Annotated in this window: 14 protein-coding genes; 13 read left to right on the forward strand and 1 reads right to left on the reverse strand. The window is 71.4% G+C overall.

The annotated features are described in order from the left end of the window. Positions 1–69: 69 nt before the first annotated feature. From QM772_RS14305 to QM772_RS14365, 13 genes are all read left to right on the forward strand, one after another. Entirely contained in the window at positions 70–1,563 is a 1,494-nt protein-coding gene (locus tag QM772_RS14305; protein ID WP_415137581.1) for a UDP-N-acetylmuramoyl-L-alanyl-D-glutamate--2,6-diaminopimelate ligase, read from the forward strand. A gap of 5 nt (positions 1,564–1,568) precedes the next feature. Further along, complete coding sequence (locus QM772_RS14310) at positions 1,569–2,978, forward strand: UDP-N-acetylmuramoyl-tripeptide--D-alanyl-D-alanine ligase (RefSeq protein ID WP_415139598.1); 1,410 nt, start codon at positions 1,569–1,571, stop codon at positions 2,976–2,978. Beyond that, on the forward strand, positions 2,968–4,146 hold the full coding sequence (gene mraY / locus QM772_RS14315) for a phospho-N-acetylmuramoyl-pentapeptide-transferase (RefSeq protein ID WP_415137583.1): 1,179 nt from the start codon (positions 2,968–2,970) through the stop codon (positions 4,144–4,146). The genes QM772_RS14310 and mraY overlap by 11 nt, the downstream gene beginning before the upstream one ends. Positions 4,147–4,150: 4 nt before the next feature. Further along, complete coding sequence (gene murD, locus QM772_RS14320; RefSeq protein WP_415137585.1) at positions 4,151–5,674, forward strand: UDP-N-acetylmuramoyl-L-alanine--D-glutamate ligase; 1,524 nt, start codon at positions 4,151–4,153, stop codon at positions 5,672–5,674. Beyond that, positions 5,671–6,927, forward strand: a complete 1,257-nt coding sequence (ftsW, locus tag QM772_RS14325) for a putative lipid II flippase FtsW (protein WP_415137587.1) — start codon at positions 5,671–5,673, stop codon at positions 6,925–6,927. Before murD ends, ftsW begins: the two co-directional genes overlap by 4 nt. Before the next feature lie 104 nt (positions 6,928–7,031). Further along, positions 7,032–8,081 (forward strand): undecaprenyldiphospho-muramoylpentapeptide beta-N-acetylglucosaminyltransferase, encoded by a 1,050-nt coding sequence (murG, locus tag QM772_RS14330; protein WP_415137589.1) that lies wholly within the window; start codon positions 7,032–7,034, stop codon positions 8,079–8,081. Further along, positions 8,078–9,505, forward strand: a complete 1,428-nt coding sequence (gene murC, locus QM772_RS14335; RefSeq protein ID WP_415137591.1) for a UDP-N-acetylmuramate--L-alanine ligase — start codon at positions 8,078–8,080, stop codon at positions 9,503–9,505. The genes murG and murC overlap by 4 nt, the downstream gene beginning before the upstream one ends. A gap of 10 nt (positions 9,506–9,515) precedes the next feature. After that, positions 9,516–10,484 carry a D-alanine--D-alanine ligase gene (locus tag QM772_RS14340; RefSeq protein WP_415137593.1) on the forward strand — a complete coding sequence of 323 codons (969 nt, stop codon included), beginning with the start codon at positions 9,516–9,518 and terminating at the stop codon, positions 10,482–10,484. Continuing rightward, positions 10,481–11,275, forward strand: a complete 795-nt coding sequence (locus QM772_RS14345; protein WP_415137595.1) for a cell division protein FtsQ/DivIB — start codon at positions 10,481–10,483, stop codon at positions 11,273–11,275. The genes QM772_RS14340 and QM772_RS14345 overlap by 4 nt, the downstream gene beginning before the upstream one ends. 40 nt (positions 11,276–11,315) lie before the next feature. Continuing rightward, on the forward strand, positions 11,316–12,545 hold the full coding sequence (gene ftsA / locus QM772_RS14350) for a cell division protein FtsA (RefSeq protein ID WP_415137597.1): 1,230 nt from the start codon (positions 11,316–11,318) through the stop codon (positions 12,543–12,545). Between the two features lie 168 nt (positions 12,546–12,713). Beyond that, entirely contained in the window at positions 12,714–13,925 is a 1,212-nt protein-coding gene (gene ftsZ / locus QM772_RS14355; RefSeq protein WP_415137599.1) for a cell division protein FtsZ, read from the forward strand. Positions 13,926–14,125: 200 nt separating this feature from the next. After that, on the forward strand, positions 14,126–15,049 hold the full coding sequence (gene lpxC / locus QM772_RS14360; RefSeq protein WP_415137601.1) for a UDP-3-O-acyl-N-acetylglucosamine deacetylase: 924 nt from the start codon (positions 14,126–14,128) through the stop codon (positions 15,047–15,049). A 16-nt stretch (positions 15,050–15,065) separates the two neighbouring features. Continuing rightward, on the forward strand, positions 15,066–15,242 hold the full coding sequence (locus QM772_RS14365; RefSeq protein ID WP_415137603.1) for a hypothetical protein: 177 nt from the start codon (positions 15,066–15,068) through the stop codon (positions 15,240–15,242). Between the two features lie 183 nt (positions 15,243–15,425). Here the strand turns inward: QM772_RS14365 and ruvC are convergent, their stop codons facing one another. Further along, positions 15,426–15,968 carry a crossover junction endodeoxyribonuclease RuvC gene (ruvC, locus tag QM772_RS14370; RefSeq protein ID WP_415137605.1) on the reverse strand — a complete coding sequence of 181 codons (543 nt, stop codon included), beginning with the start codon at positions 15,966–15,968 and terminating at the stop codon, positions 15,426–15,428. Positions 15,969–16,092: the final 124 nt, after the last annotated feature.

Consider the following 16,092-nt stretch of genomic DNA (forward strand, 5'->3'; position numbering starts at 1 on the left):
GAACTTTCAAGCCAAATCGGCTTCCAGCGCGCACCAGTCAAGCGCTGGCAGCTATCGAATTCATAGAAAATGCTCAGTATCGACACGCCCCAGGAAGCCGCGCGCTGGCTGCGCCAGCGCGTGCGCGGTGGCCTGCACGCCGACAGCCGCCGCGTGCGGCCCGGCGACGGCTTCATCGCCTGGCCCGGCGCGGCCACCGACGGCCGGCGCTTCGTGCCGGCGGCGCTGGCAGGCGGGGCGGCGGCCTGCCTGGTCGAGCGCGAGGGCGCGGAGGCGTTCGGCTTCGAGGGCGACGCGGTCGCCGCCTACCCCGCGCTGAAGGCCGGCACCGGGCCGATCGCCGCCGCGTACTACGAGGCGCCCTCGCGGTCGCTCGCCGTGGTCGCCATCACCGGCACCAACGGCAAGACCTCGTCGGCCTGGTGGCTGGCCTGGGCGCTATCGAAACTGGAGCTTCCGGCGCTGGCCCCGTGCGCGCTGGCGGGCACTTTGGGTGTTGGCCTGCCGGATGCGCTGGAAGCCACCGGCCTGACCACGCCCGACCCGGTGCTGCTGCAACGCCGGCTGCGCGAGTTCGTCGACGGCGGCGTGAGGGCCTGCGTCATGGAGGCTTCGTCGATCGGCATCGCCGAGCACCGGCTGGACGGCACCGCCATCCGCGTCGCCGGCTTCACCAACTTCACGCAGGACCACCTCGACTACCACGGCAGCATGGACGCCTACTGGGCCGCCAAGGCCGCGCTGTTCGACTGGCCCGGCTTGCAGGCGGCGGTGGTCAACGTGGACGATCCGCGCGGCGCCGAGCTGATCGACCATGCGCGCGCGCGCGGTCTCGACGCCTGGAGCGTGTCGCTGCGCCCCGGCGCGCGGCTGCACGCCGCCGGCGTGGCCTACGGCGAACGCGGCCTGTGCTGGACGGTGTGCGAAGGCGCGCAGGCGGTGCCGCTCGCCACGGCGCTGGTGGGCGAATACAACGTCGCCAACCTGATGGGCGTGATCGGCGCGCTGCGCGCGCTCGGCGTGCCGCTGCATGACGCCGTGCGCGCGTGCGCCGACTTGCCGCCGGTGCCGGGCCGCATGGAGCGCGTGGAAGGCGGCGCCGAGGCGCCGCTGGTGGTGGTCGACTACGCCCACACGCCCGACGCGCTGGTCAAGGCGCTGGCCGCGCTGCGCCCGCTGGCCGCGCGGCGCGGCGGCCGGCTGCGCTGCGTGTTCGGCTGCGGCGGCGACCGCGACGCCGGCAAGCGCCCGCTGATGGGCGCCGCCGCCGAGGCCGGCGCCGACGCCGTCGTCGTCACCAGCGACAACCCGCGCGGCGAGGCGCCGGAGGCGATCGTGAACGACATCCTGCGCGGGCTGGCGCGCGCCGAGGCGGCGCAGGTCGAGCTGGACCGCGCGCGCGCCATCGCCGGCGCCATCGCACGCGCCGATGCGCGCGACGTGGTACTGGTCGCCGGCAAGGGCCACGAGGACTACCAGGAAGCGCGCGGCGAGCGCCGCCCCTTCTCCGACCAGGCCGAGGCGCGGCGCGCGCTGGCCGCTCGCCGGGGAGACGCCGCGTGAGCGCCATGAACCTCAGCCTGCGCGAAGCCGCCGCCGGCCTGGGCGGCGCGCGCATCGTCGGCGACGCCGCCACCACCTTCGCGCGCGTGCACAGCGACACGCGCACGCTCGCCGCGGGCGACCTGTTCGTCGCGCTCAAGGGCGAGCGCTTCGACGCCGCGCGGTTCCTGGCGCAGGCCGCCGCGCAGGGCGCCGTGGCGGCGCTGTGCGACGCGCCGGCCGCGCCGCAGCTCGCCGCCGCCGGCCTGCCCGGCATCCTGGTGCCCGACGCCCGGCGCGCGCTGGGTGAACTGGCCCATGCCTGGCGCTTGCGCTTCACCGGCCCGCTGATCGCCGTCACCGGCAGCAACGGCAAGACCACGGTGACGCAGATGATCGCCGCCGTCCTGCGCGCGTGGCAGGGCGAGGCGGCGCTGGCCACCGCCGGCAACTTCAACAACGACATCGGCGTGCCGCTGACCCTGCTGCGGCTGCGGCCCGCGCACCGCGTGGCCGTGGTGGAACTGGGCATGAACCACCCGGGCGAGATCGCCCACCTGGCCGGCATCGCCGCGCCCACCGTGGCGCTGGTCAACAACGCGCAGCGCGAGCACCAGGAATTCATGGCCTCGGTGGACGCGGTGGCCGAGGAAAACGGCGCCGTGCTGGCGGCACTGGGCGAGGGCGGCGTGGCCGTGTTCCCCGCTGGAGACAAGTATCAAAACCTGTGGCAGCGCTTGTCCGGTAAGCGCGAGCAGCTATCGTTCGGAGAGCAAGGAACTGGTGCCGGCGTGTGGGCCGAGTCCGCCGCCTGGCAGGCCGACCACTGGCGCGTGCAGGCGCGCGCACCGTCGGGCGCGCTGCGCTTCGACCTGCACATCGCCGGCCGCCACAACGTGCGCAACGCCCTGGCCGCCATCGCCTGCGCCAGCGCCGCCGGCGCGCCGGCCGACGCCATCGAGCGTGGGCTGACCAGCTTCCGCCCGGTCAAGGGCCGCTCGCGCTCGCTGCTGCTGCGCCACCGCGGCCGCGCCGTCACGCTGGTGGACGACACCTACAACGCCAACCCGGATTCCGTGCGCGCCATCATCGACGTGCTGGCCGAGCTGCCCGGCCCGCGCCTGCTGGTGCTGGGCGACATGGGCGAGGTGGGCGACCAGGGGCCGGCCTTCCATGCCGAGGTGGGCGCCTATGCGCGCGAGCGCGGCATCGAGCGCCTGCTGGCGCACGGCCCGCTGGCCATCCACGCGGCGATGGCCTTCGGCGGCGGCCGCCACTTCGAGGACATCGGCGCGCTGACCGACGCCGTGCGCACCAACCTCGCGCAGTGCGCCAGCATCGCCGTGAAGGGCTCGCGCTTCATGGCGATGGAGCGCGTGGTCGATGCGCTGACCCGGGCCGCCGCCTCGGAGCAGGAGGGTGCCCATGCTGCTTAGCCTCGCCACTTGGCTCCAGGGCCTGTCGCCCGAACTGGGCTTCTTCCGCGTGTTCCAGTACCTCACCTTCCGCGCCGTGATGGCGGCGATGACGGCGCTGGTCATCGGCGTGCTGGCCGGCCCGTGGGTGATCCGCAAGCTGACCGAGCTGAAGATCGGCCAGCCCGTGCGCGGCTACGCGATGGAGACGCACCTGTCCAAGAGCGGCACGCCGACCATGGGCGGCGTGCTGATCCTGCTGTCGATCGCCATCTCCACGCTGCTGTGGTTCGACTGGTCCAACCGCTTCGTCTGGATCGTGATGGTCGTCACCTTCGGCTTCGGCGCCATCGGCTGGGCGGACGACTGGCGCAAGGTGGTCAACAAGGACCCGGAGGGCATGCGCTCGCGCGAGAAGTACTTCTGGCAGTCGCTCATCGGGCTGGCGGCGGCGTTCTACCTGGTGTTCGCCATCTCGGGCAGCTCCAACGCGCGCGTGTGGGAACTGGTGGTCAACTGGGTGGGCTCGGGCTTCACGCTCGACCTGCCGCCGGCCGCCGGCCTGCTGGTGCCGTTCTTCAAGGAGGTGTCGTACCCGCTCGGCGTGGCGGGCTTCGTCATCCTCAGCTATCTGGTGATCGTGGGCTCCAGCAACGCCGTGAACCTGACCGACGGGCTGGACGGGCTGGCGATCATGCCGGTCATCATGGTCGGCTCGGCGCTGGGCGTGTTCGCCTACGTCACCGGCAGCGCGGTCTATTCGAAGTACCTGCTGTTCCCGCACATTCCCGGCACCGGCGAGCTGCTGATCTTCTGCGCCGCGATGGCGGGCGCGGGGCTGGCCTTCCTGTGGTTCAACGCGCACCCGGCGCAGGTGTTCATGGGCGACGTGGGCGCGCTGGCGCTGGGCGGGGCTCTGGGCACCATCGCCGTCATCGTGCGGCAGGAGATCGTGCTGGCCATCATGGGCGGCATCTTCGTGGTCGAGGCGCTGTCGGTCATGTTGCAGGTGAGCTGGTTCAAGTACACCAAGCGCCGCTACGGCCAGGGGCGCCGGCTGCTCAAGATGGCGCCGCTGCACCACCACTTCGAGAAGAGCGGCTGGGCCGAGACCCAGGTCGTGGTGCGTTTCTGGATCATCACCATGCTGCTGTGCCTGGTGGGCCTGTCCTCGCTGAAGCTGAGGTGAGCGAATGAGCGGGCTGCAAGACCTTCACGTGCTGGTGCTGGGCCTCGGGGTGTCGGGCCTCGCGATGGCGCGCTGGTGCGCCCGCCAGGGCGCGCGCGTGACCGTGGCCGATACGCGCGCAGCGCCACCGCAACTGGCGGCGCTGCGCGAGCAGGTGCCTGGGGCGCGCTTCGTCGCCGGCCCGCTGGACGCGGCGCTGCTGGACGACGCCTCGCTGCGCGCCGTCTACCGCAGCCCGGGCCTGGCGCCGACGGGCATCGCGGGCGTGGCGCAGGCGGCGCGCGAACGCGGCCTGCCCGTGTCGGGCGAACTGGACCTGTTCGCCGCCGCGCTGCGCGACCTGCACGCCGAGCGCGGCTACGCGCCCAAGCTGATCGCCGTCACCGGCACCAACGGCAAGACGACGGTGACCGCGCTTACCGGCCAACTGGTGGAACGCGCCGGCCTGTCGGTGGTGACGGCCGGCAACATCGGCCCCAGCCTGCTCGATACGCTGGCGCAGTGCCTGGCGGACGACGCGCTGCCCCAGGCCTGGGTGCTGGAGCTGTCGAGCTTTCAACTGGATGCCGCGAGCGGCTTCGAGCCGGCGGTGGCCACGGTGCTGAACGTCACGCAGGACCACCTCGACTGGCACGGCGACATGGCGGCCTACGCGGCGGCCAAGGCGCGCGTCTTCGGCGAGCAGGCCACCATGGTGCTGAACCGCGACGACCCGCTGGTCATGGCCATGCAGCCGCAGCCGCCGGCCAAGGGCGCCAGGGGGCCGCGCCCGGCACCGCGCCGCGTCGTCACATTCGGCGCCGGCCTGCCGCAGGCGCCGGGCGACTTCGGTATCGAGGTGGTGGGCGGCATGGCCTGGCTGGTGCGCGCGCACGAGGCCGACGAGACGCAGCGCCGCCGCAAGGACGCCGAGGTCGAACTGCACTTGCAGCGCCTGATGCCGGCCGACGCCCTGCGCATCCGGGGCCGCCACAACGCCGTCAACGCCTTGGCCGCGCTGGCCCTGGCCAGCGGCGCCGGCTGCGCGCTGGGGCCGATGCTGTACGGCCTGCGCGAATACCGGGGCGAGCCGCACCGCGTCGAACCCATCGGTGTATTGAATGGCGTCGAATACTTCGACGACAGCAAGGGCACCAACGTCGGCGCTACTGCGGCGGCGCTGCTGGGTCTGGGTGCCGAGCGGCGGCTGGTCGTCATTCTGGGCGGCGAGGGCAAGGGGCAGGACTTCGCGCCGCTGCGCGAGCCGCTGGCGCGCCACGCGCGCGCGGTGGTGCTGATCGGGCGCGACGGCGGATCGATCCGTGCCGCGCTCGAAGGCGCCGGCGTGCCGTTGATCGACGCGCCGTCGCTGGAGCAGGCGGTCGATTTCGCACGCGAGCGGGCGCAGCCGGGCGATGCCGTGCTGCTGTCGCCGGCCTGCGCCAGCTTCGACATGTTCCGCGACTACGCGCACCGCGCCGAGGTGTTCCGTGCCGCGGTACACGCGCTGGCGCACGCCCAGGGGACCGAACTGGAGCTGTTGTCATGAGCGCCGCCAACCTCGCCGCGAACAAGCCCGCACGCAAGCGCCGCAGCCCGCGCGCCGACGACCTGCCGGTGCGCATCGGCGGCCTGGAATACGCGCGCACCGCCAGCACGCCCTCGCGCGTGCTGGGGTTCGACCAGTCGCTGATCTGGGTCTGCGTGGCGCTGCTGGCCTGGGGGCTGGTGATGGTCTATTCGGCCAGCATCGCGCTGCCCGACAACCCGCGCTTCGCGCGCTATTCGCCTACCTTCTTCGCCTTCCGCCACGCGCTGTGGATCGGCCTGTCCTTCGTGGCGGCGCTGCTGGCCTTCCAGGTGCGCATGGACTGGTGGGAGAAGATGGCGCCGTGGCTGTTCGTGCTCTCGCTGGCGCTGCTGATCGCGGTGCTGCTGCCGCACGTGGGCACGGTGGTCAACGGCGCGCGCCGCTGGATCTCGCTCGGGCCCATCAACTTCCAGCCGTCGGAGCTGGCGAAGATCGCCGTGCTGCTCTACGCGGCCGACTACATGGTGCGCAAGATGGACGTGAAAGAGCGCTTCTTCCGCGCCGTGCTGCCGATGGGCGTGGCGGTGGGCGTGGTTGGCCTGCTGCTGCTGGCGCAGCCGGACATGGGGGCCTTCCTGGTGATCGCCGTCATCGCCATGGGCATCCTGTTCCTGGGCGGGGTGAACGCGCGCATGTTCTTCCTCATCGCCCTGGTGCTGGCGGTGGCCTTCGCCATGATGATCTGGGCCTCGCCGTGGCGGCGCGAGCGCATCTTCGCCTACCTGGATCCGTTCAGCGAGGACCACGCGCTGGGCAAGGGCTACCAGCTGTCGCACGCGCTGATCGCCATCGGCCGGGGCGAGATCTTCGGCGTCGGCCTGGGCGGCAGCATCGAGAAGCTGCACTGGCTGCCCGAGGCGCACACCGACTTCCTCACCGCCATCGTCGGCGAGGAGTTCGGCCTCGTCGGCATCGTCTGCGTGATCTTCCTCTTCATGTGGCTGACGCGCCGCATCATGCACATCGGCCGCCAGGCGATCGCGCTGGACCGCGTGTTCTCCGGCCTGGTGGCGCAGGGCATCGGCCTGTGGCTGGGCTTCCAGGCTTTCATCAACATCGGCGTGAACCTGGGCGCGCTGCCCACCAAGGGGCTGACGCTGCCCTTCATGAGCTACGGCGGCTCGGCCATCATGGCCAACCTGGTGGCCATCGCCATCGTGCTGCGGGTGGACGTGGAGAACCGGCAACTGATGCGAGGGCGGCGCGCATGACGGTGAGCGCCGCTCGGCCGCCCGAAGGCGCGAAGGTCCCCTTTGGGGGCAGCGAACCACGCGCAGCGGGGGAGCGTGGGGGCGTGCATAAATGTGCGCTCGTCATGGCCGGCGGCACCGGCGGCCACATCTTCCCCGGGCTGGCGGTGGCCGAGGGCCTGCGCGCGCGGGGCTGGCGCGTGCACTGGCTGGGCGCGCCGAACAGCATGGAGCAGCAGCTGGTGCCGCCGCGCGGCTTTCCGTTCGAGGCCATCGACTTCGGCGGCGTGCGCGGCAAGGGCCTGTCCACGCTCTTCCTGCTGCCGCTGCGCCTGCTGCGCGCGTTCGGCCAGAGCATCGGCGTGATCCGGCGCGTCAAGCCCGACGTGCTGGTCGGCCTGGGCGGCTACATCACCTTCCCCGGCGGCCTGATGGGCGTGGCGCTCGGCAAGCCGCTGGTGCTGCACGAGCAGAACTCGGTCGCCGGCATGGCCAACAAGGTGCTGGCCGGTGTGGCCGACCGCGTGTTCACCGCCTTTCCCGGCGTGCTGCCCAAGGCCCGCAAGGTGCAGTGGATCGGCAACCCGCTGCGCGAGGCGTTCACGCGCTACCCCGACCCGGCCGCGCGCTTCGCCGGTCGCGGCGGCCCGCTGCGCCTGCTGGTGGTGGGCGGCAGCCTGGGCGCGCGCGCGCTGAACGAGGTGGTGCCGCAGGCGCTGGCACTGATCCCGGCCGGGCAGCGCCCCCTCGTCACGCACCAGAGCGGCGCCAGGCAGATCGACGAACTGCGCGCCAATTACCAGCGAGCCGGTGTTGAGGCAGAGCTGGTGCCCTTCATCGACGACATGGCGCGCGCCTACGCCGAGGCCGACCTGGTGATCTGCCGCGCCGGCGCCACCACGGTGACCGAGATCGCCGCCATCGGCGCGGCGGCGCTCCTCGTTCCCTTCCCGCACGCGGTGGACGACCACCAGACGGCCAACGCGCGCTTCCTGGTCGACCAGGGCGCCGGCTGGCTCGTCCAGCAGCACGATCTGAGTGCCGATAAGCTGGCCGAGATGCTCCGAAATACAGAGCGGCCAGCGCTTGTCCAGCGGGCGCTGGCGGCCAAAAAGCTTCAAAAAACCAGCGCCACCGACGACCTTGTCGCCGCCTGCGAGGAGCTGGCCGCATGAAGCACGCCATCCAGCACATCCACTTCGTCGGCATCGGCGGCGCGGGCATGAGCGGCATCGCCGAGGTGCTGCACAACCTGGGCTACACGGTGTCGGGCTCCGACCTGGCCGATGGCGCCACGCTGCGCCGGCTGGCGGGCCTGGGCATCCGCACCTTCGTCGGCCACGCGGCCGCCAACGTGGAGAAGGCGGACGCCGTGGTCACTTCCACCGCCGTCAAGCCCGACAACCCCGAGGTGCTGATCGCCCGCGAGCGCCGCATCCCGGTGGTGCCGCGCGCCCTCATGCTGGCCGAGCTGATGCGCCTGAAGCAGGGCATCGCCATCGCCGGCACGCACGGCAAGACCACCACCACCAGCCTGGTCGCCAGCGTGCTGGCCGAGGGCGGGCTGGACCCGACCTTCGTCATCGGCGGGCGCCTGAACAGCGCCGGCGCCAACGCGCGCCTGGGCTCGGGCGACCACATCGTGGTGGAGGCCGACGAGTCCGACGCCTCCTTCCTCAACCTGCTGCCCGTGATGGCCGTCGTCACCAACATCGACGCCGACCACATGGAGACCTACGGCCACGACTTCGGCAACCTGAAGCGGGCCTTCGTCGACTTCCTGCACCGCATGCCGTTCTACGGCGCGGCGATCCTGTGCCTCGAGAGCCCGGCCGTGCGCGAAATCCTGGCCGAGGTCACCTGCCCCGTCACCACCTACGGCTTCGCCGAGGACGTGCAGGTGCGCGCGGTCGATGTGCGCGCCGACGGCGGCCGGATGCGCTTCACCGTGCAGCGCCGCAACGGCGTCACGCTGCCCGACCTGCCGGTGGTGCTGAACCTGGCCGGCGAGCACAACGTGCTGAACGCGCTGGCCGCCATCGCCGTGGCGGTGGAGCTGAACGTGCCCGACGCCGCCGTGCAGAAGGCGCTGGCCGGCTTCACCGGCGTGGGCCGGCGCTTCCAGCACTACGGCGAGCTGCCCGCCAGCGGCGGCGGCCGCTTCGCGCTGATCGACGACTACGGCCACCACCCGGTCGAGATGGCCGCCACGCTGGCCGCCGCGCGCGGCGCCTTCCCCGGCCGGCGTCTGGTGCTGGCCTTCCAGCCGCACCGCTACACCCGCACGCGCGACTGCTTCGAGGACTTCGTGCAGGTCATCGGCCAGGCCGACCGCGTGGTGCTGGCCGAGGTCTACGCCGCCGGCGAGGAGCCCATCGTCGCCGCCGACGGCCGCTCGCTGGCGCGCGCGCTGCGTGTGGCGGGCAAGGTGGAGCCGCTGTTCGTCGCCGACATCGCCGAGATGCCGGCGCTGATCGCCGAGCAGGCCGAGGACGGCGACGTGGTGATGTGCATGGGCGCCGGCTCGATCGGCGCCGTGCCCGCGAAAATCGTTGAAATGCTACAAAAAACTGAGCATAATCGCCAGGGTCGCGCCTGACCCACCCACCATGACGCAGTCCAGCATTCAATTCGGAAAAGTCGCCGTCCTGATGGGGGGGCGCTCGGCCGAGCGAGAGGTGTCGCTGCTGTCCGGCCAGGGCGTGCTGGCGGCCCTGCGCGCGCGCGGCGTCGACGCGCACGCGTTCGATCCGGCCGAGCAGCCGCTCCACGAACTGAAGCGCCAGGGCTTCGCGCGCTGCTTCATCGCGCTGCACGGCCGCCACGGCGAGGACGGCACGGTGCAGGGCGCGCTGGAGCTGCTGGGCATCCCCTACACCGGCTCGGGCGTCATGGCCTCCAGCGTGGCCATGGACAAGGTGATGACCAAGCGCCTGTGGCAGGCCGACGGCCTGCCCACGCCGAAGTACGTGCGCCTGGCTGCGGATCAACAGTCGCCCGAGCAGGTGCGCGCCGTGCCCGACGTGCTGGGCCTGCCGCTGATCGTCAAGCCGCCGCGCGAAGGTTCTTCCATCGGCGTGACCAAGGTGCGGGGCTATTCGCAGATGCAGGACGCCGTGGCCCTGTCGGCGCGCTACGACCCCGACGTGCTGTGCGAGGAATTCATCGAGGGCGAGGAAGTGACCTGTGCCGTGCTCGGCAGCGGCCAGGACGCCGTCGCGCTGCCGGTGGTGCGCATCGCCGCGCCCGAGGGCGCCTACGACTACCAGAACAAATACTTCACCGACGACGTGAAGTACCACTGCCCCGCCGGCCTGCCCGACGCGCTGGAGCAGGAGATACGCCGCCTCACCCTGGCCGCCTACCACGCGCTGGGCTGCCGGGGCTGGGGCCGGGCCGACCTGATGGTCCGCGCCAGCGACCGCCAGCCCTTCCTGCTGGAGATGAACACCTCGCCCGGCATGACCTCGCACTCGCTGGTGCCGATGTCGGCGCGCGCCGCCGGCATCGGCTACGAAGCGCTGTGCCTGCGCGTGCTGGCCGCCGCAACGCTCGACTATCCCGGAGGCGGAGCATGACCGCCAGCCTGCCCGTGCCGGTGGACGTCAAGCTGATGAACCTGACGGCCTCGCTGCTCGTCACCGCGCTGGCGCTGGGCTGCCTGGCCGCCGGGGTGTGGTGGTTCGTGCGCCAGCCGGCCTTCGCCATCCGCCAGATCACGGTAGACGGCGACACCGCGCACAACAGCGCCGCCGGCCTGCGCGCCAGCGTGGCGCCTCGGCTGGCCGGCACCTTCTTCACCCTGGACCTGTCGGCCGCGCAGTCGGCGTTCCAGTCCGCGCCCTGGGTGCGGCGCGCGGTGGTGCGGCGCGAGTTCCCGGGCCGGCTGCACGTCACGCTGCAGGAGCACGTGCCGGTGGCCCGCTGGGGCGAGGACGACGCGCACATGGTCAACAGCTTCGGCGAGGTGTTCGAGGCCGGCGGCGAGGGCGAGGACGACGCGCTGCCCGCGCTGATCGGCCCCGATGGCCACGCGGCCGAGGTGCTGGCCCTGTACCGGCTGCTCGACCCGCTGGCGGCGCCGCTCGGCGCGCGGCTGGACGAGGTGGCCCTGCAGTCGCGCGGCAACTGGCGCGTGGTGCTGGACGCCGGCGCGGTGGTCGAGCTGGGGTCGGGCACGCCGGACGAGCTGGCGGCGCGCTTCAGGCAGTTCGTCGCCACCGCCAGGGAAGTGGCGGCGCGCCACCAGCGCCCGGTGGCGGCCATCGAGGCGGCGGACCTGCGCCACGTGGGCGGCTACGCGCTGCGGCTGCGCGGCGTCAGCACCGTGCGCGGCGACGCCGCGAACCGGCCCGCGGCACCACGCTAGAACGATACGACACGACAAGACACAACGACCGACACACGTCATGGCAAAAGAGTACAAGGATCTCATCGTCGGACTCGACATCGGCACCGCCAAGATCATGGTGGTGGTGGGCGAGGTTCTGCCCGGCGGCGACCTGAAGCTCGCCGGCCTGGGCGTGGCGCCCAGCAACGGGCTCAAGCGCGGCGTGGTGGTCAACATCGACGCCACCGTGGCCAGCATCCAGCAGGCGCTGAAGGAGGCCGAGCTGATGGCCGACTGCAAGATCGGCCGCGTCTACACCGGCATCACCGGCAGCCACATCCGCGGCATCAACTCCAGCGGCATGGTGGCCGTCAAGGACAAGGAGGTCACGCCGATCGACGTGGCGCGCGTGGTCGAGACCGCCAAGGCCATCAACATCTCCAGCGACCAGCGCCTGCTGCTGGTGGAGCCGCAGGAGTTCGTGATCGACGGCCAGGACGTGCGCGAGCCGGTGGGCATGAGCGGCATGCGGCTGGAGGCCAAGGTGCACATCGTCACCGGCGCGCAGAGCGCGGCCGAGAACATCATCAAGTGCGTGCGCCGCTGCGGGCTGGAGGTGGACCAGCTCATGCTGAACCCGCTGGCCTCGGCGCAGGCCGTGCTGACCGACGACGAGCGCGAGCTGGGCGTGGCCTGCGTGGACATCGGCGCCGGCACCACCGACGTGGCGATCTTCTCCGGCGGCTCCATCCGCTACACGGCGGTGATCCCGATCGCCGGCGACCTGGTCACCAGCGACATCGCCATGGCGCTGCGCACCCCCACCATGGACGCCGAGGACATCAAGGTCGAGCACGGCTGCGCCAAGCAGCTGCTGGCCGACGCCGACACGCAGGTCGAGGTGCCGGGCCTGGGCGACCGCACGCCGCGCATGCTCAGCAAGCAGGCGCTGGCCGGCGTGATCGAGCCGCGCGTGGAGGAGATCTTCTCGCTGGTGCAGCAGGTCATCCGCGATTCCGGCTTCGAGGAGGTGCTGTCCTCCGGCGTGGTGCTCACCGGCGGCAGCGCCGTGATGCCCGGCATGGTCGAGCTGGGCGAGGACATCTTCCTGAAGCCGGTGCGCCGGGGCGTGCCGATGTATTCGCGCGCGCTGTCGGACATGGTGGCGCAGCCGCGCGCCGCCACCGTGATGGGCCTGATGGAGGAGGCGCGGCTGGCGCGCCTGCGCGGCTTCAAGGTGGCGCAGAAGACCGGCGGCGTGAAGAGCGCCTTCGGCCGCTTCAAGGACTTCATCGTGGGGAATTTCTGACCATGCGCATGTTCACAAAAGATCCCAGGGAGCTCACCTCGATGTCGCCGGTGTGGCAGAGCACCGGGCCGCCTTCATGACGGCGCGGCCAGGTCATGCATCGGAACACGCGATCCACAAGAACTCGTTCATTCAACCCAAGGCAACTGCAGGCAAAGGAGTAACACCATGAGCATCGAGATGATCGAAACGGAAGGTTTCAACGCGGGCACCCAGATCAAGGTGATCGGCGTCGGCGGCGGCGGCAGCAACGCCGTGGACCACATGATCGCCCGCCAGGTGCAGGGCGTGGAGTTCATCTGCGCCAACACCGACGCGCAGGCGCTGGGCCGCACGCACGCGGCGGCCGCCATCCAGCTCGGCATCAGCGGACTGGGCGCCGGCAGCAAGCCCGAGAAAGGCCGCGAGGCCGCCGAGGCCGCGGCCGACGACATCCGCCAGGCCATCCGCGGCGCGCACATGCTGTTCATCACCGCCGGCATGGGCGGCGGCACCGGCACCGGCGCGGCGCCGGTGATCGCGCGCATCGCCAAGGACATGGGCATCCTCACCGTCGCCGTGGTCACCAAGCCGTTCGACTGGGAGGGCGGCCGCCGGCTGACCAACGCCGAGGCGGGGCTGGCCGAGCTGGAGGCCAACGTCGATTCGCTGGTGGTGGTGCTCAACGAGAAGCTGCTGGAGGTGCTGGGCGACGACGTCACTCAGGACGAAGCCTTCGCGCAGGCCAACGACGTGCTGAAGAACGCCGTCGGCGGCATCGCCGAGATCATCAACAACTACGGCAACGTGAACGTCGACTTCGAGGACGTGCGCACCGTCATGGGCGAGCCCGGCAAGGCCATGATGGGCACCGCCATGGCCTCCGGCCCCGACCGCGCCCGCATCGCCGCCGAGCAGGCCGTGGCCTGCCCGCTGCTGGAGGGCATCGACCTCTCGGGCGCCAAGGGCGTGCTGGTGCTGGTCACGGCGTCCAAGGGCACGCTCCGGCTGAGCGAGTCCAAGGAGGCGATGAACACCATCCGCCAGTACTCCTCGGCCGATGCCCACGTCATCTACGGCGCCGCCTACGACGAATCGCTGGGCGACGAGATCCGCGTCACCGTGCTGGCCACCGGCCTGTCGCGCCCCAGCGCGCGCCGCCAGCCCATCACCGTGGTGCAGGGCGGCCTGCGCACCGGCACCGACAACACGCCCTTCGCCGTGCCCACCGTCAACCAGGTGGTCGGCGGGCAGACCGGCGCGCACGACTACGGCAACATGGCCGTGCCCAGCGTGTGGCGGACCAACCGCACGCAGGCGGCGGCCAAGGTGGATGCGCTGTCCTCCGGAGGCATGGACGACTTCGAGATCCCCGCCTTCCTGCGCAAGCAGGCCGACTGAGGGCGTGGCCGGCCCGCTTGGCCGCCGGTGCCCGCCGGCGGCTATGGCGGTGATAGCCGGGCCCCAGAGCGATATCAAAATGAGAGCTTCCAGCGCCTGCCACGCAAGGGCTGGAGGCTTTTTTCATATGTAATCCCGGCCGCCCATGCACAGACCTTGGGCGAGCCCCCGGAATGGTGCGCGGACTTAAAATCTCCCCCATGCTTGCGCAACGCACCCTCAAATCGCTCACCCGCGCGGTCGGCGTCGGCCTGCACAGCGGCGAGCGGGTCGAGCTGACGCTGCGGCCGGCGCCACCCGACACCGGCATCGTGTTCCGGCGCATCGACCTGCCCGAGCCGGTCGATATCCCCGTCGATGCCCAGTCCGTCACCGACACCCGCCTGGCTTCCACCCTGTCGCGCGGCGACGCCAAGGTGCGCACCGTCGAGCACCTGATGTCGGCCTGCGCCGGCCTGGGGCTGGACAACCTGTACATCGACATCACGGCCGAGGAAGTGCCCATCCTCGACGGCTCGGCCTCGTCCTTCGTCTACCTGCTGCAAAGCGCCGGCATCGAGCTGCAGAAGGCGCCCAGGAAGTTCCTGCGCGTGCTGAAGCCCGTCGAAGTGCGCGAAGGCGAGGGCGAGCAGCTCAAGTGGGCGCGGCTCGATCCGCACCACGGCTTCACCCTGGGCTTCGAGATCGACTTCCAGCATCCGGCGGTCGATTCCACCGAGCAGCGCGTCGAGTTCGACATGGGCTCCGGCCGCTACAGCCGCGACATCGCGCGCGCGCGCACCTTCGCCTTCAGCAAGGACGTGGAGATGATGCGCGCCAACGGCCTGGCCCTGGGCGGCGGGCTTGACAACGCCATCGTCATGGACGACACCAAGGTGCTCAACGCCGACGGCCTGCGCTACGCCGAGGAGTTCGCCAAGCACAAGATCCTGGACGCCATCGGCGACCTGTACTGCGTCGGCAAGCCCATGCTGGCCGCCTACACCGCCTTCCGCTCCGGCCACGCGCTCAACAACAAACTGCTGCGCGCGCTGCTGGCTGAAGCAGACGCCTGGGACCTGGTCAGCTTCGAGGACGAGCGCAAGGCGCCCGCCGGCTTCGCCCAACTGGCGCGGGCCTGGTGACACGGCACGCCGGCCGATGCTGCTGTTCCGCTGGCTGCTGCTGATCCTGCTGCTGGTGGCGGGCGTGTGCTTCGCCTACTACGCGGCCACCGGCCAGCCGCGCTACAAGCGCGTGGGCTGGATCATCCTCAAGTGGACCATCCTGGCCGCGCTGGGCTTCTTCGCGGTGCTGTTCGTCGAGCGCCTGGCTTGACGGGGCGCTTCTGATTCGATAGCTGCCAGCGCTTGCCAGACGGGCGCTGGAGGTTGATTTGGTCTTTAAAGCGTTTTCGGGCCGGGTATAGACATCCCGTCATCCCCGCGCAGGTGGGGATCCAGGGGCTTTGCACAGGGCGCAACTGGATCCCCGCCTGCGCGGGGATGACGGAGAGCGCGCTCAGCGCCCGCGCCGGTACATGCTGGCCGTGGTGCGTGTCAACCCAGCCGCTTGCAGGCGCGCCACCGCCTGGCCCGCGTGCGCGTGGGTGATGGCCAGGCCCAGCGCGTCGGCGGCGTCGGGGCGGGGGGCGGCGGGCAGTTGCAGCAGGCGCTGCACCATGGCCTGCACCTGCGCCTTGGCGGCCTTGCCGTGGCCGGCCACGGCCTGCTTCATTTGCAGCGCGGTGTATTCGGCCACGGGCAGGTCGCTGGCGACCAGCGCCGTCAGGCAGGCGCCGCGCGCCTGGCCCAGCAGCAGCGTGGCCTGCGGGTTGACGTTGACGAACACGATCTCCACCGCCGCCGCGTCGGGCCGGTAGCGCGCGTGCAGCTCGCGGATGCCGTCGAACAGCAGCTTCAGGCGCGCCGGCAGATCGCCCTGAGGCGCGTCCACGGTCTGGATCACGCCGCTGGCGACATAGCGCAGCCGCTGGCCGGGTGCGACGTCGAGCACGCCGAAGCCGGTGGTGCGCAGGCCGGGGTCGATGCCGAGGATTCGCATTGCTATGCTAAAAATAGCTGCTGGCGCTTGACTGGCGGGCGCTGGAGGCCAATTTTGCTTGAGAGAACGGTGATCTCGTCATTCCCGCGAAGGCGGGAATCCCGTGTCGCCTTGCGGGGCGCTC

This window comes from Ottowia sp. (assembly GCF_047601385.1).
In the GTDB taxonomy this organism is placed as follows: Bacteria; Pseudomonadota; Gammaproteobacteria; order Burkholderiales; family Burkholderiaceae_C; genus Ottowia.

Bases quoted from the DNA above. Each gene is read 5' to 3' on its own strand.
- murG (WP_415137589.1), top strand. From the start codon at position 7,032: ATGGCCGGCGGCACCGGCGGCCACATCTTCCCCGGGCTGGCGGTGGCC.
- lpxC (WP_415137601.1), top strand. From the start codon at position 14,126: ATGCTTGCGCAACGCACCCTCAAATCGCTCACCCGCGCGGTCGGCGTC.
- QM772_RS14340 (WP_415137593.1), top strand. From the start codon at position 9,516: ATGACGCAGTCCAGCATTCAATTCGGAAAAGTCGCCGTCCTGATGGGG.
- QM772_RS14310 (WP_415139598.1), top strand. From the start codon at position 1,569: ATGAACCTCAGCCTGCGCGAAGCCGCCGCCGGCCTGGGCGGCGCGCGC.
- QM772_RS14345 (WP_415137595.1), top strand. From the start codon at position 10,481: ATGACCGCCAGCCTGCCCGTGCCGGTGGACGTCAAGCTGATGAACCTG.
- QM772_RS14305 (WP_415137581.1), top strand. From the start codon at position 70: ATGCTCAGTATCGACACGCCCCAGGAAGCCGCGCGCTGGCTGCGCCAG.
- ftsZ (WP_415137599.1), top strand. From the start codon at position 12,714: ATGAGCATCGAGATGATCGAAACGGAAGGTTTCAACGCGGGCACCCAG.
- ftsA (WP_415137597.1), top strand. From the start codon at position 11,316: ATGGCAAAAGAGTACAAGGATCTCATCGTCGGACTCGACATCGGCACC.
- QM772_RS14365 (WP_415137603.1), top strand. From the start codon at position 15,066: ATGCTGCTGTTCCGCTGGCTGCTGCTGATCCTGCTGCTGGTGGCGGGC.
- murC (WP_415137591.1), top strand. From the start codon at position 8,078: ATGAAGCACGCCATCCAGCACATCCACTTCGTCGGCATCGGCGGCGCG.
- murD (WP_415137585.1), top strand. From the start codon at position 4,151: ATGAGCGGGCTGCAAGACCTTCACGTGCTGGTGCTGGGCCTCGGGGTG.
- ftsW (WP_415137587.1), top strand. From the start codon at position 5,671: ATGAGCGCCGCCAACCTCGCCGCGAACAAGCCCGCACGCAAGCGCCGC.
- ruvC (WP_415137605.1), bottom strand. From the start codon at position 15,968: ATGCGAATCCTCGGCATCGACCCCGGCCTGCGCACCACCGGCTTCGGC.
- mraY (WP_415137583.1), top strand. From the start codon at position 2,968: ATGCTGCTTAGCCTCGCCACTTGGCTCCAGGGCCTGTCGCCCGAACTG.